General features: G+C 51.4%; 1 protein-coding gene. It reads left to right on the forward strand.

Annotation, left to right across the window (positions count from 1 at the left end; all coding sequences use genetic code 11):
* The coding region (locus ACTHUR_RS21485; RefSeq protein WP_440400833.1) for an ABC transporter substrate-binding protein at nucleotides 1-434 on the forward strand (434 nt) is incomplete at both ends.

Genomic DNA, 434 nt, shown 5'->3' on the forward strand with positions numbered 1-434 from the left:
AAATGGGAGAGCGAGGGCGAGCGTATTTGGACCTTCCATCTGCGTGATGCCAAATGGAGCAATGGAGATCCGATTACTGCCGAAGATTTCGTGTACAGCTTCCGTCGTCTTGCCGATCCGGCCACCGGCGCACCTTTCGGCAGCTATTTGGTCGATGCCCAAGTGGAAAATGCGGAAGATATATTAAACGGTAAAGCCAAGCCTGAGACATTGGGCGTCAAGGCATTGGACGCGAAGACCCTGCAATTTACGCTGATTGCGCCCGTGCCTTATTTCCCCGATATGCTGATTCAGCAATTCACATTTCCGGTGCACCGCGCCACTGTCGAAAAATACGGCAACAAGTGGACGCAGCCCGGTCATTATGTTTCCAGTGGCGCTTATCTGTTAAAGGATTGGAAAGTCAACAGCCACATCAATATGGAACGCAATCC

The sequence above is a fragment of the Neisseria sp. P0021.S007 genome (assembly GCF_051956855.1).